This is a genomic window from Kribbella sp. NPDC055071, from assembly GCF_053608045.1.
On the sequence record NZ_JBSGUS010000019.1, the window covers coordinates 58,369 to 72,234 of the forward strand.

10 protein-coding genes are annotated in these 13,866 nt (G+C 68.5%); 5 read left to right on the forward strand and 5 right to left on the reverse strand.

The genetic code is table 11. The annotated features are described in order from the left end of the window. Positions 1 to 168 precede the first annotated feature (168 nt). Both ACWF4Z_RS28490 and ACWF4Z_RS28495 read right to left on the reverse strand, forming a co-directional pair. A complete protein-coding gene (locus ACWF4Z_RS28490) occupies positions 169 to 840 on the reverse strand; it encodes a DUF559 domain-containing protein (RefSeq protein WP_452246228.1) in 672 nt (223 codons plus the stop codon). 392 nt (positions 841 to 1,232) lie between these two features. Beyond that, the gene (locus ACWF4Z_RS28495; RefSeq protein WP_452246229.1) at positions 1,233 to 3,191 is read right to left on the reverse strand and encodes a Xaa-Pro dipeptidyl-peptidase; all 1,959 of its coding nucleotides are present in this window, start codon (positions 3,189 to 3,191) and stop codon (positions 1,233 to 1,235) included. A 145-nt stretch (positions 3,192 to 3,336) separates the two neighbouring features. Here ACWF4Z_RS28495 and ACWF4Z_RS28500 point away from each other — a divergent pair, with 145 nt between their 5' ends. Further along, positions 3,337 to 4,350, forward strand: a complete 1,014-nt coding sequence (locus ACWF4Z_RS28500; RefSeq protein WP_452246230.1) for a LacI family DNA-binding transcriptional regulator — start codon at positions 3,337 to 3,339, stop codon at positions 4,348 to 4,350. Positions 4,351 to 4,364: 14 nt separating this feature from the next. Beyond that, a complete protein-coding gene (locus tag ACWF4Z_RS28505) occupies positions 4,365 to 5,279 on the forward strand; it encodes a 1,4-dihydroxy-2-naphthoyl-CoA synthase (RefSeq protein WP_452246231.1) in 915 nt (304 codons plus the stop codon). Here the strand turns inward: ACWF4Z_RS28505 and ACWF4Z_RS28510 are convergent. Beyond that, positions 5,276 to 6,238 carry a ricin-type beta-trefoil lectin domain protein gene (locus tag ACWF4Z_RS28510; protein ID WP_452246232.1) on the reverse strand — a complete coding sequence of 321 codons (963 nt, stop codon included), beginning with the start codon at positions 6,236 to 6,238 and terminating at the stop codon, positions 5,276 to 5,278. The genes ACWF4Z_RS28505 and ACWF4Z_RS28510 overlap by 4 nt on opposite strands. Before the next feature lie 178 nt (positions 6,239 to 6,416). On the opposite strand from ACWF4Z_RS28510, the gene ACWF4Z_RS28515 reads away from it, so the two are divergent. The 3 genes from ACWF4Z_RS28515 to ACWF4Z_RS28525 are packed head-to-tail and all read left to right on the forward strand — an operon-like array spanning position 6,417 to position 12,549. Further along, positions 6,417 to 6,998 (forward strand): sigma-70 family RNA polymerase sigma factor, encoded by a 582-nt coding sequence (locus tag ACWF4Z_RS28515; protein ID WP_452246233.1) that lies wholly within the window; start codon positions 6,417 to 6,419, stop codon positions 6,996 to 6,998. Then, complete coding sequence (locus tag ACWF4Z_RS28520) at positions 6,995 to 8,065, forward strand: hypothetical protein (RefSeq protein WP_452246234.1); 1,071 nt, start codon at positions 6,995 to 6,997, stop codon at positions 8,063 to 8,065. The genes ACWF4Z_RS28515 and ACWF4Z_RS28520 overlap by 4 nt, the downstream gene beginning before the upstream one ends. Next, complete coding sequence (locus ACWF4Z_RS28525) at positions 8,056 to 12,549, forward strand: FtsK/SpoIIIE domain-containing protein (protein ID WP_452246235.1); 4,494 nt, start codon at positions 8,056 to 8,058, stop codon at positions 12,547 to 12,549. The genes ACWF4Z_RS28520 and ACWF4Z_RS28525 overlap by 10 nt, the downstream gene beginning before the upstream one ends. Before the next feature lie 49 nt (positions 12,550 to 12,598). Here the strand turns inward: ACWF4Z_RS28525 and ACWF4Z_RS28530 are convergent, their stop codons facing one another. Together ACWF4Z_RS28530 and ACWF4Z_RS28535 are read right to left on the reverse strand one after the other, a co-directional pair. Then, positions 12,599 to 12,907 carry a hypothetical protein gene (locus tag ACWF4Z_RS28530; RefSeq protein WP_452246236.1) on the reverse strand — a complete coding sequence of 103 codons (309 nt, stop codon included), beginning with the start codon at positions 12,905 to 12,907 and terminating at the stop codon, positions 12,599 to 12,601. Positions 12,908 to 12,962: 55 nt separating this feature from the next. Next, a complete protein-coding gene (locus ACWF4Z_RS28535) occupies positions 12,963 to 13,835 on the reverse strand; it encodes a hypothetical protein (RefSeq protein ID WP_452246237.1) in 873 nt (290 codons plus the stop codon). Between the last annotated feature and the right edge of the window lie 31 nt (positions 13,836 to 13,866).

Consider the following 13,866-nt stretch of genomic DNA (forward strand, 5'->3'; position numbering starts at 1 on the left):
TGCTCTACCGACCACACTACTACACAATGCGCAGTACTACGCAACGCGACACCATCCGTCGAGTCGTGCGTAGTGGTTCGTCCCCCGTTTCGTGAGTCGTGGAATTAGGTTTGGATTCGGAGTCGTGGCGGACCAAGATCCACGACTCGACGAGCGGGCAGGTCTACGTCAAGCCGCGATCGATCGGGTGTGGAGGTCTTGTGCGATACGGGCGACCACCGTGGTAGGTGCATGGAGGAGGTCGTGTGCGGTGATGACACGGACCTGCCAGCCTTGGCGTTCGAGGTTCTCGCGTCGGCGGATGTCGCGCCGCCACTGACGCAGATCGGTCACGTGGTGGCGACCGTCGTACTCGATCGCGATCTTGAGACGGGGGTAGGACAGGTCGGGTCTCGCCAACCACCCGCCGTCGGGGTCGTAGATCACTTGACCGACTTCTGGTTCGGGCAGCCCGGCGAGGACGAGTAGAAGGCGGAGGCGGGATTCCATCGGGGAGTCGACGTCACGCCGGACGAGCGCCGCGGCTTCGCGGGCCCGTCGGATTCCGCGGACGTGGGTTGCCGCTGACGACGTCTCGCGCAGGTAGTCGGGGTCAGCTCCAGCGCGTCGTACCAGCGAATCGCCGGCCGTGACGAGCTCGGTCAAGGTGGAGTACGGCGCCAAGTCGAGAAATGTGCGCGGGGGAGGCGTCAGGAGTACGCCGTTCTCCAGCACAGACTCGAGGTTGCCTACCTCATGAACTCGCAGGCCGGCGACTCGTGGCAGCGTTCGATGTGGGTCTCGCTGGACACTCAGATGCACTTCAGTACTGCCCGGGCCGTCCGCGCCCCACAAGATCATGGCGGTGTGGTGGCTGACCACAGCATCAGGTAGCAGGAGCAAGCCGGCTTCAGCGCGCAACCTCGCTGTCAGTGGAACGTCGGCAGCGACGTACACACTCCCCAGGACGCACTGAAACCCGCTCCCACGGAGCACTCCACGCGGTAGTCCGGCCGCCCGCGCTTGCGCCGCCGTGAACAGTTGCCTACGCGTCCGCACCCACTCCGCCGTGCACACCATCCGACGATTGTGCCGAATCCGGCCGCCTCGCCGTCCCCGTTATCCACAGGCCCCATCGACTCGTGCGTAGTGGTTCGTCCCCCGTTTCGTGAGTCGTGGAATCAGGTTTGGATTCGGGGTTGTGGCGGACCAAAATCCACGACTCAGCGGGCTGGTGGCCGAGGATCCACGGGTTAGTTGGAGGGGTCGTGGAGGTCGGGGCGTTGGGTGGGGGTGGTGATGTTGACGGTGATGGGGTGGGGTGGTGTGGCGGGGGCGGTGACTCGGCCTGAGGCCAGGGGGAGGTTGAGGGTGCTGCCGGCCAGGTCGATGTCGATGGTGGCGCCGGTGTCGTTGGGTGAGGTCCACTCGGTGTCGGACAGCGTCACCGCTAAAGCCAGGATGCGGCCCTTCGGGATGACCTCGTCCTGGGCGCGGAGCGGGACCGTCACCGTGGACCATTGACCCGGGACCAGCGGGGTCGGCTTGCTCAGGGACTTGCTGTGGGCGGCGTCCACCCAGCCGCGGCTGACGATGCCGTGGTCGCTCTCAGCGGTCTGCTTCTCGATCGTGAAGTAGCAGCTGTCGTCGTAGTCGGTGCTCGAGCCCTCGCAGGTGCTGTCGTCGGTGGTCCGGATGCCGGTGTAGCGATCGGCGTCGCCGTACTCGATCAAGCGCGCGGTGACGGGCGTCGTGGCCGAGTCGGACCTGAGCTTCAGCGTGACCGACGGCGAGCCGCTGATCCGCATCGGCGCCTTCAGCGGCGCGGACAGGAACACCTGCCGGCCGGCGACCTCCTCGGTCGGGTCGGCGACGATGTCGTCCTCGGTCAGGTCCGGGTCGTCGGTGATCGTGACGGAACCCTTGCCCGGGGCACCTAGTTTGCCGGCGGCCAGCGACACCGGGGCGGAATGGTTCACGGCCGGCCAGGTCTTGTAGTCACGCCAGACATCCGGCGAGGTCTCGACCGACGCCATCGGCTGCTTCATCACGTTGTTCTGCAGGCCTTGCAGCCAGTAGTCGAACCACGAGTGCAGCTCGTCCACCCACGCGTCGCGCCGGAACTCGAACGGATCGACGTGATCCTCCAGGCCCAGCCACAGCTTGCGGGGCACGTTGTTCTTGGCGAGCGCGGCCCACCACTGGGAGAAGTGGTTGGTCTGCACGTTGTAGTCGCTCAGCCCGTGCGTCATGAAGACCGAGGCCTTGACCTTTGAAGCGTCCTTCAAGTAATCCCGCTCGGCCCAGAAGGCCGTGTAGTCGCCGGTCTCGTCGTCGTCGTTGTCGCCGAGTTCGCCGCGAACCTCGTCACACGCAGGCGTGTCGTGACCGACGTACCCGCCGAGCCACGGCATGTAGTCGTCGGAGTACGGGACGCCGCCGGACCGCGTGTAGTCGTACCAGGACGAGATCGCGGAGATCGGCACGATCGTCTTCAGGCCTTTGACTCCGGTCGCGGCGACCCCGTTCGCGAGGGTCCCGTCGTACGACTTGCCGATCATGCCGACCGCGCCGGTGGTCCAGGACGCCTTGACCACATTGCCTTGCGCGTCGTGCGCGGTGTTGCGGCCGTTCAGCCAATCGATCACGTCGACCACAGAGTCGATCTCGTTCTTCCCGCCGACGTCACCACACCCCGTCGACCGGCCGGTGCCGACGATGTCGACGCCGACCATCGCGTATCCACGGGGGACGAAGTAGTTGTCGTAGTACAACGGCATCTTCTGGATCACGCCGTCGGGGTCGTACGTCTTCTTCTCGCCCTCGTTGCCGCGACCGCAGCAGGAGTAGTACGGCGAGGCGTCCATGATCACCGGGATGCGAACGCCGGCTGCCTGGGTTTCGCTCGGACGGACGATGTCGACGGCGATCACGTCGTCGGAACCGTCGGAGTCGGTGTCCATGGTCGTGTCGACGTACACGGACTCGCGGATCGCGGCCGCGTAGTCGTAGACCGGCTGCGTGCTCTTCGTGCTCGGGTTGATGTGTTCGGGCACTGCGGCGGCGCCTGCTGCGCCGGAAGCCGAAGGCACGGCATCGGTGGCGCCAAGGTCGTCCGGGAGCGGCGCGGCCAGGGCGGGAGCGCCGATGGTCGCGAGGCTGAGCACGGTGGACGAGACCAGGATCGTCACCCTGGCGCGGACGGTCGTCATGGCTGGGAAGGCTAGTCACTCCACGGCCGCAAAGCCAGGTTCAACAACATTTGACAGCCACCTGCCATGACACAGCGTCACAATCGGCCGATTCCGATAGGGTGACCGCCACCACCCCTGGGGGGAGAGCAGGAAGGGTAGGCCAGTGAATCTGCGAGCACCGGTGACATTGCTGGACGTCGCACAGCGTGCGGGCGTGTCGGTGGCGACCGCCTCGCGTGTGCTGAACGGCGGGGACCGCGTGCCCCGGCCCGAGTTGCAGGAGCGGGTGAAGGCGGCCGCGGACGAGCTCGGCTACACGCCGAACGCGCAGGCCCAGGCCCTGGCCAAGTCCTCGACCAACGTGGTCGGCATCCTGGTCCACGACATCGAGGACCCTTACTTCGCGGCGATCGCGAACGGCGTCATGCGCGCCGCCGACGAGCGCAATCTGCTGGTGATGCTGGCCAGTACCTTCCGCGACGCGGACCGCGAGATCGCTTACCTGTCGTCGTTACGGGCGCAACGGGCCCGCGCCGCGGTCATGATCGGCAGCCGCCGTACCGACGCCGAAAGCCTGGCCCGGACGGCGAGCGAGGTCGAGACGTTCCTCAACTCCGGCGCGGGGTTGGCGCTGGTCAGCCAGTCCGGCATGCCCGCCCACACGATCGAGCCGGACAACCGGGCCGGCGCGGCGGCACTGGCCGGTGCGCTCGCGGGCCTCGGCTGGCGGAAGTTCGCCGTACTGGGTGGACCGGATGCGCTGGCGACCGCGCGGGACCGGCGGGACGGATTCGTCGCGGGCCTGGCCGAGGCCGGGTTGTCGCCGGTGTCGGTGGAGACCGGTGACTTCACCCGCGATGGTGGGTACGCCGCGGCCGAGGGACTCCTGGATCGGCATGCCGAGGTTGACTGTGTGTTCGCGGTGAACGACGTGATGGCGGTCGGCGCGATGTCCGCGTTCCGGGCGCGTGGCGTCGACGTACCAGGGCGGTTGGGTGTGGCCGGATTCGACGACATCGCGACGCTGCGGGACGTGTGGCCGGGGCTGACCACTGTCCGGTTGCCGTTGGAGCAGATGGGCCGGCGGGCGTTGGAGCTCGCGATCCAGGGCGGCGAGATCACCACCGAGACCTTCAAGGCCGAAGTCGTCCTGCGGGAGAGCACCGCGCGCGGCTGAAATATGCTCGCTGCGTGCCAGCAGAGCGAGCTGTTTCCGAGATCTTCGATCCGTCCGCCTGGAAGCAGGTCGACGGGTTCGACCTGACCGACATCACCTATCACCGGGCGGTGGACGCCGGGGTGGTGCGGATCGCGTTCAACCGGCCCGAGGTGCGCAACGCGTTCCGGCCGCAGACCGTGGACGAGTTGTACCGGGTGATGGATCACGCCCGGATGTCGAGCGACGTCGGCTGCGTGCTGCTGACCGGCAACGGCCCGTCGCCGAAGGACGGCGGATGGGCGTTCTGTTCCGGTGGCGACCAGCGGATCCGCGGCAAGGACGGGTACAAGTACGCCGAGGGCACGACCGCGGACAGCATCGACCCCGCGAAGGCCGGGCGGCTCCACATCCTCGAGGTGCAACGGCTGATGCGCTTCATGCCGAAGGTCGTCATCTGCGTTGTCCCGGGCTGGGCCGCGGGTGGCGGACACAGCCTGCACGTCGTCGCGGACCTCACGTTGGCCTCGGCCGAACACGCGCGCTTCAAGCAGACTGACGCCGATGTCGCGTCGTTCGACGGTGGGTTCGGCTCGGCGTACCTGGCGCGGCAGGTCGGGCAGAAGTTCGCGCGGGAGATCTTCTTCCTCGGCGACGAGTACTCCGCGGACGACGCGTACCGGATGGGCATGGTGAACAAGGTCGTGCCGCACGCCGAGCTCGAGACGGTCGCGCTGGAGTGGGGCAAGAAGATCTGCGCGAAGTCACCGACGGCCCAGCGGATGCTGAAGTACGCCTTCAACCTGATCGACGACGGGCTCGTCGGCCAGCAGTTGTTCGCCGGCGAGGCGACCCGCCTGGCCTACGGTACGGACGAAGCCGCCGAGGGCCGCGATTCCTTCCTGGAGAAGCGTCCAGCCGATTGGTCGCCCTACCCCTACGCGTTCTAGGACTTGTTCCATTTCTGCGTCTGGGTGCCGGTGCAGGTGTGGATGGTCAGGTTGGCGCCGTTGTCGGTGGAGGCGGCGGTGACGCACTTGCGGGCGCCGGGGTTGATCAGCTCCTGCTTGCTGGTCAGCTCGAACTGCTGAGCCACCGAGCCGTTGCAGTTGACCAGCTGGATCTGGGTCCCGTCGGCGGTCGCGGCGAAGGCCAGGTCCATGCACATGCCCATCGACCGGATGGTGCCGTCGGGCATGAACGTCCACTTCTGGTTCGCGCTGCCGGTGCAGTCCCAGGCGATCAGCGGCGTCCCGTCGTGGCCGACGCCGTCACCGGCGCCCTTGACGTCGACGCAGCGCTGAGTGCTGGCGGCGCTCTTCAACTCGGCCGGTGCGCCAGACCCACCGCCCTGCACGTTCGGGCGGGTGTCTGTGCTCACTCCGCCGGCCGGCACCTTCACCGTGGTGGTCGTCCGCGCGGTCGTAGTAGCCGTGGTGGTCGCCGTGGCAGTCGTGGTCGCGGTGACCGTTGCCGTCGGCTGCTTCGGTGCCAGTGGCGGTTGCGCGGTGATTGTTGTCGGCGGCAACGTCACGGTCACGCCCGGCATCACCACGGTCTTCACGACCTGATTCACGTCCGGCCTGGTCGTTGTGGTCTCTGTCACGGTCGAGGTCGGCCCGGGTGTCTCGCCCGGCGTCAGGGTGACGGTCGAGGTCGGGGCGGGTGTGCTCGATGTGCTGAATGCCACATCGGAGGTGTACGCCGGACCCGAGCCACCGCGGGTGATCATCGACGCGCCGATCGCGATCCCGGCGATCAGAGCGGCCACGACGGCGGTCGTCGACCAGGCCCGCCGGTCGGGCAGACGACTGATCCTGGGAACGCCGGGACGCCGCGCGAAAGTCTCCGCGAAGCGGCTGGACGAGCCGGGTTTGGCCGGTCGGCCGGGGTCTCGGGGTGACCGCACGTCAGCTCCTCAGCTGTCCTTCAGAGGGGGCGGAAAGGGGACGGCGAATCGAGAATCACCCGGCGACCCCGTCCGCGTCAAACCACGGGTCGGTAACGGGCTGCGATTACCGAAAGAGATGGCACTGTTGCGCGGTGTTCACCATACGTTCTTGCGATGAGAGCGTTCTCAATCTATTTTGACGATTAAGCAGGTTCTCCGCCGAGTCGCCCAACGAGGGAGATCCATCATCGACGAGCGCACTCGCCGGACCACCGTCATCGACCTGTGTCTGGCCGAACGGGAAAGCCTCCGCCGGTACGTCACCAGCATTCTCTCCCGCGACAGCTATGCCGTCGAGGACGTGGTCCAGGAGACGCTGCTGCGCGCCTGGCAGCTCTCCGATCGGATCGACTGGCAGGACCGCCCGGTTCGGATGTGGCTGTTCCGCGTCGCCCGCAACCTGGTCATCGACCACCATCGCCGCGACGGCCGGGCCGTACCCGTCGGGCTGGGCGCGACCGAGCTCGAGCAGCCGGTCAGCGAGCCCGATCCGGCCGAGCAGGTGATCGATCGTCAGGTCCTGGTCGATGTGCTCCGGGGGCTGTCTCCGGCACATCGTGAGGTGGTGGCGCGCGTTCATCTGCTCGGGCATGCGGGCGAGGAGGTCGCCGCGGTGCTCGGCGTACCGGTCGGGACCGTGAAGTCGCGGGCCCACAACGGCGTCCGCCTGATCCGCGCCCGGCTCGATCGCGGAGACTGGGCCGGAGCCGCCGCGTGAACATGGGGTCCGCGGGGTCGGGAGTGCGGGTCCTGCTCGGGTACATCGGACTGGGATTGCTGCTGGTGATCCTGCTCAGCCTGCTGGTTCGCCGCCTTTTCGGTGGCTGGAAGCGGATGTTCGGCCGGATCGGCCGCGAGACCAAGCGGACCGTGCGGGCCTTCACCGAGCCGATCGCGGCCCGGCGTCGGTATCGCCGCCGGCTCCGGCTGCTCACCCAGGTCCTGCAGGACAGCAAGGGCTGGATCGAGGCGGAACGCGCGATCGTCGCCGCAGCCGCCGTCAGCCCGCGGATGACGCCGTACGCCGTTGCCCTCGGCAAGCAGCGGATCGGGGTCTTCGTTGCCGGCGGCTCCGAACTCGAGCCGCCCGAGCCCTGGAGTGCCGAACCGCAGGATCCACGCCTGTGGTGGATCGATCGCAACCACGTGCCGGAGAGTCCGTCGGTGCGGGAGTCGCCGCTGCTGGCCTGCATCGGTACGGACGCGGGTGGCGCGACGGTGATCATGCTCGATCTCCTCTCCGGGCCGCGCACCCTGTCCGTGTACGGCGTCGACCGGACCGCGCAGGCGGTGGTCCAGGCGCTGGCTGCCCAGCTCGATGTCAGGCTGCCCGTCGGCGCCGTCGAAGTTGCCGAAGGCATCCACCCGCGACACGACGGGATGCCGCTCGACGAGGCCTCCCGGCGGCTCGGTGCCTGGTTCGTCGTGGGTCGCGGGCCGCTGAACGGACAGCTGGCGGCCGGGCGGCGGATGGTGACGCTGGGGGTTGCCCGCGGCACCAGCCGGCTGCTGGAGGCGTTACCCGACCAGAGCCTGCGGCTGCACGGTGGCGCGTCCTGGCTCCGCATCGATCCGTTGCCGTTGGCAAAGGCCGTGGCGCGGTCGATCCACCGGATGCCACCACACGACTTCGACGGCGGAGCGCCGTTCGACCCGGCCACGAGCACCGACGACCTGGGCGACCTGGAGTTGCCGGCCGGCCCGATCGGCGTCTCGGCCGTCCCGCAGCCGACACCGGCCCAGGGCGAGCCTGTGAACGGCCGGAAGGCGGCATCGTGGAGCTGAGCCTGACCACGGTCGAGGCCAGGTCCGGTGCCCGCGCCGACCGGATCGTGAAGATCCCGCCCGGCCTGTCCGTCGGCGGTCTCGCCGAGGGCATGGGCCTGCCCGGTACGACGCTCTTCCTCGGTCGCAACCGGTTGGACCCGGCCATGCCGCTGTCCAAGTCCGGAGTGCGTGCCGGTGGCGTGATCGGGGTCGGCGGGCCGGTCGACGTACCCGATCTGTTGCAGAAGGCACCGACCGGTCAGGCGCCGGTCGTGGTGGAGTTGCACGCGGTCTCCGGACCGCAATCGGGACGGGTGTGGCGGGTCGGACCCGGCAGCCACGAGATCGGCGCGGATCCGCTCTGCGAGATCCGGCTCGACGGGAACGGCGTACCGGCTCGGGGGCTGTGGATCACGGTCGGACCCGACGGCGACGCGCAGTGGCATCGGACCGAGGAGGTGCCCGGCGAGGTGATCAGCCGGCGGATCGGTCCGCCCGAGGACGACGCCGCGACCAGCGCCATCCGGACGCACGACACCGAGACCGCGCACGAGCGGCCGGGGCGACGGATCGTCGACTCCGCCCAGGTCGCGATCGGTCAGGTGAACGACTGGCCGCCGGACGAGGACCTCGCGGTCGGCCCGGTGCTGCTGCGCCGCAACGGAGTGCTCGAGCCGCTGGCCGCCGTTCGCCTCGCCGACGACGGGTTCACCCTGGACTACAACCGGCCGCCGCGGCTCGCGCCGCACCTCGACGAGGAGCGCCTCCGGCTACCACCGCCGCCGCGGCCGCCGCAGAACCGGCCGTTCGCGTGGCCGGTCGTGCTCGGACCGATCGTGCTCGGACTCGTCATGGTCGGGATCTTCAAGTCGTACTACTTCCTCGTCTTCACGATGCTCAGCCCGGTCATGATGGCGATGAACTTCTTCTCCAGCCGTCGGACCAACCGGGCCGAACACATCGAGGCGAGGCGTCGCTACTTCGGCCGCAAGGTCGCGCTGGAGGAGGAGATCGCGGCGGCCGTCACGCGCGAACGCCTGATCCGCAACGTGACCGCGCCGGATCCGGTCCGCATCGCCCAGCTCGCGACCAGGCCCGGCAGCCGTTTGTGGGAACGCCGTCGCAGCGATCCGGACTACCTGTTGCTGCGCGTCGGCACCGCGGACCAGTCGTCGTTGAAGATCCTCGACGACCAGAGCCGTGAGGACAACCATCAGCAGATTCGCTGGACCATTCCGGACGCGCCCATCGCCCTGCCGCTGCGCGGACACGGCGTGGTCGGCCTGGCCGGTCCGGCCGACACGATCCGCGGACTCGCCCGCTGGATGGCCGTGCAGGCCGCCGTACTTCACTCACCGCAGGCGCTGCGGATCGTCGTACTCGCCGAGGCCGAGCATGCGGCGGAGTGGGAATGGGTCCGCTGGCTGCCGCATCTGCGCCCGGACCATGCTCCCGCGGCAGTGCTGATCGCGAACGACGAGACCACGACGAACGCCCGGATCAGCGAGCTGGTGTCGCAGGTCCAGAGCCGCCGCCGGCTTGCGGAGACCTCGTCGAGTTCGACGGAGGTCGTCGACACCGAGACCGTGGTGATCGCGGACGGTTCGCGCCGGCTGCGCGACGTTCCCGGCTTCGTCCAGGTGCTGGCCGACGGGCCGTCGGTCGGGGTGTACGCCGTCTGCCTCGATCGCGACGAGCGGTTGCTTCCGCAGGAGTGCAGCGCCGTGGTCGCGGCGGAGGCCGAGACGCTGACCGTACGGCGGCCCGGGATCCCGGACCAGGAGGACGTACGGGCCGACCTGGTCACGCCCGAGTGGTCCGAACAGATCGCCCGCGCGTTGGCGCCGGTCCGCGATATCAGCCCGGATCAGGACGCGGGTCTGCCGCGGACGACCAAGCTGCTCGAGCAGCTCGACCTCGACCCGCCGACCGCCGACGAGCTCGTGTCACGGTGGCAGCGCAAGCCCGCGAGTACGTCGTTCGTCCTCGGCGCGGACTTCGACGGCAAGTTCACCGTCGACCTGGTCGTCGACGGCCCGCACGGACTGATCGCCGGTACGACGGGATCCGGGAAGTCGGAGCTGTTGCAGACCCTGGTCGCCTCGCTCGCGGTGGCGAACCGGCCGGACGAGTTGACGTTCGTCCTGATCGACTACAAGGGCGGTAGCGCGTTCAAGGAATGCGCGGGGCTCCCGCACACGCTCGGGATGGTGACCGACCTCGACTCGCACCTGGTCCAGCGCGTGCTGACGTCGCTGGACGCCGAGCTGCGGCGGCGCGAGCGGATCCTGGCCGCGGCGGACGCCAAGGACCTGCCGGACTATCACAACAAGCGGACCGTCGATCCGAAGCTCCGCCGGCTGCCGCGCCTGCTGCTGGTGATCGACGAGTTCGCCGCGATGGTCAAGGAGATCCCGGAGTTCGTGCCCGGCCTGATCGGGATCGCGCAGCGCGGCCGATCGCTCGGCATCCATCTGATCCTGGCCACGCAGCGACCGGCCGGTGTCGTCACCGCGGACATCCGGGCCAACACCAACCTGCGCATCGCGCTCCGCGTCACCGACCAGACCGAGAGCCAGGACATCGTCGACGTGAACGAGGCGGCGTCGATCAGCCCCTCGAATCCCGGGCGGGCGCTGATGCGGCGTGGCCCACGGATGGCCGACCTGTTCCAGACCGCGTGGGTCGGGGCGGAGCGGACCGAGGTCGCCGAGCCCGATACGCCGGTCGACCCCGATCAGGTGCAGGTCACCGAACTGCCGTGGACCGAGCTCGGCAGGCCCGTCGAGGAGGTAGCCGCGCCGGAGCCCGACGAGAGCTCACGGACCGAACTTCCGGCGACCGACCTGCTCGTCCTCGTCCAGGCGTTGCGCGCGGCGGCCGATCAACTGGACGACTTCTCCCCGCAGCCGCAGCCGTGGCAGCCGGCCTTGGCGGAGCAGGTCCTCCTCGACGACCTGCCCGACACCAGCGAGCAGCAGATGTTCGTCCCCTACGCGCTCGAGGACATCCCCGCGCTGCAGGAACGGCGGGTCGCCGGCATCGACTTCGCCACCTTCGGCCATCTGTACGTGATCGGGTCGCCGCGATCCGGGCGGACGCAGGTCCTGCGGACGATCGCCGGTTCGGCGGCCAAGCGGCTCAGCGTCGCCGACCTGCACATCCACGGCATCGACGCGGCCGGTGGTGGGCTCGCTCCGCTGGAGACCTTGCCGCATTGCGGTGCGATCGTGTCGCGGCACGACATGGAACGCCTGACGCGGTTGCTCCAGCGGCTGAACCAGGAGCTGACCGAACGGCAGGAGCTGGCCGGCGAGCACAACGCGACCGGCCTGACGGAGCTGCGCACCCTGCTGCCGAAGGCCGAGCGGCCGGCGCACGTGCTGGTCCTCGTCGACGGTTGGGACGCGTTGGCGGCCATCCTTGACGATCACGACCACGGCCAGTTGATGGGACAGCTGACCCGGTTGCTGCGTGAGGGCGGTGCCCTCGGCATTCATTTGATCGGCACCTCGGAGCGGACGCTGCTCGGCGGCCGGCTGGCGGCGCACAACGACCACAAGCTGCTGCTGCGCCAGGCCGACCGGACCGACTACCAGGCCGCCGGGCTACCGAACGCGAAGGTGCCGATGCTGGTCCCGCCGGGCCGCGGTTGGCACGTACTCACGGGAACCGAGACGCAGGTCGTCGTACTGGCCGAGGGTGGTGGCTCCGCCCAGGTGGACGCGATCCGGTCGATCGCGGCCGACGCGCGCAAGCGCGATGCCAAGGTGTCGCCCGCGCGCCGGCCGTTCCCGGTCGCGCCGCTGCCGACGTCGGTCGAGTTCGCCGAGGCCTACGAGAAGGTCCGCACGCAGGACCAGCGGCCCTTGTGGGGTCTGGTCGGCCTCGGTGGCGACGAGGGTGGCGCGCTCGGCGTCGACCTGGCCGGTGTCAGTTCGTCGTTCGCCGTGCTCGGTCCGCCGGGAAGCGGGCGGAGCAACGCGCTGTCCTGTCTCGCGGTGTCGCTGCTGGCCGGCGGGTCGTCGGTGGTCGTGATGACGCCGCGCGAGTCGCCACTGCGGATGCTGCAACGCCATCCCCACGTAGTGCTGATGGAGGACAGCGACCCGGGCCTGGACCAGCTGCAAGCGGTGCTGCAGCAGCTGCCCGGCACGAAGGTCGTGATCATGGACGACGCCGATCTGATGATGTCGCCGTCGGCCGACAAGCTGCTGAAGGAGATCGTCGTCTCCGGCCGCGACGAGGGATTGGGCCTGGTCTTCGGCGCGACCACGGACGGCTTCCAGAGCGGGATGAGCAGCTGGGCGGGGGCCGCCCGGCGGGCCCGGCGCGGTCTGTTGCTGGAGGCAAGAACGCCGAGCGACGGCGACCTGATCGGCGTACGTCTCGGCATGAACATCGTCCGCGGGACCCCGCGGCTCGGTCGGGGCCTGACCACCGGGCCCGGGTCGCAGCCGATCGCCGTCCAGGTCCCGCTGACAGTGCTCCGGCCCCAATAAAAAGGGCTCCAGGCAACCAGCCTGGAGCCCCTGTTCGGCCGGTGGCCCGCTACTTCTTCTCGTTCAGCGCCTTGACGATGCCGCTGTCGAAGTCCTCGGCGTTCGTCTTGATCGAGTCGAACATCGACTTGAACGACTCGATGCCCTGGACCGCCTGGGTCAGGCTGGTGTCGAACTGCTTGTAGGTGTCCCGGATGACGTCACTGGCCTGCTTGAAGACCAGACCGTCGTTGACCAGCTCGTCGACCCGCGTGTGCAGCTCCTGGACCTTCGGAATGATGAATTCGTGGGCGTTGTGCAGCAGGTTCACGACGCTGGTGATCTTGTCGTAGTCGAGGTTGATGCCGTTGTAGGCCATGGATTCTGCGTACCTTCCATCGGGTCGGAGTACGGGTGGTACCGGACATCGGGGGTCAGTTCAGCTTGCTGCCGCCACCGGAGGTGCGCGGCGGCGGGCCTTCCGGGGTGTCGTCGGGGTCGTCGGGCTTGTTCGCGTCGATGCTGGCCTGGGTCTCGACCCACTTGGCCGGGAGATGGTCGGGGTTGTCGGAGCCGTCGGCGCCGCGCGTGTATTCCTTCCAGGTCCCGTCGCTGTTCGTGGTCTTCATCGTGCCGCTGCCGTCGTCGTTCAGGTGGGTGTCGTTGTGCACCGTGCTGCCGTCGGGGTACGTGGTGTCGGTGACGGCGTGGTGCCGGTCGTCGCTGTACGTGGTGACGGAGTAGTACGTCTTGCCGTCGTACGTGACCGTGCTCTCTTCCTTCACGACCTGGCCGGAGTCGTCGAGGGTGAGATGGGTGTGGATGTTGCCGCGATCGGTGGTGATGGTCTGATCGAGCGGCGGGTCACCGGGATCCGTGGCGCTGCAGAACCCCGGGACGTCCTGGCCGGGCGGGATGTTCTCGCACTCGGACTTGTGCTCCTGGTAGTACTCCCAGTTCGCCTTGTCCCGGTTGTAGTTCCCGAGCTTCAGGTTGTTGCCGGTGATCGACATCCCCTGGCTGAGCTCTGCGTCGAACTGCAGGAACGCCTCGCCGACCGAGCCGAACGAGTCGGCCAGCTCCTTGATCTTCTTCTTGGCCCGGTCCATCGTGTTGCCCGCGTTGTCGTGCAGGTCATAGACGGCCGAGTAGATGTCGAAGGCGCCGAGGATCGACGAGCTGTCCTCGGTCGCGAGGGTGCTGAAGATGCTGCCGTTCAGCGTCGGGTCGATGGTGTCCGAGAGCGCGGTCAGATCGCGCTTGGCATCGTTGAGCATGTTGTAGTCGATCTTCAGCCGGTCTCCCACAAACCCCTCCTGACAGCCGACGGTTCCGTAC

What these genes read in the sequence shown, in the direction of transcription:
- ACWF4Z_RS28490 (WP_452246228.1), bottom strand. Translation starts at nt 840, where the DNA reads ATGATCTTGTGGGGCGCGGACGGCCCGGGCAGTACTGAAGTGCATCTG.
- ACWF4Z_RS28495 (WP_452246229.1), bottom strand. Translation starts at nt 3,191, where the DNA reads ATGACGACCGTCCGCGCCAGGGTGACGATCCTGGTCTCGTCCACCGTG.
- ACWF4Z_RS28530 (WP_452246236.1), bottom strand. Translation starts at nt 12,907, where the DNA reads ATGGCCTACAACGGCATCAACCTCGACTACGACAAGATCACCAGCGTC.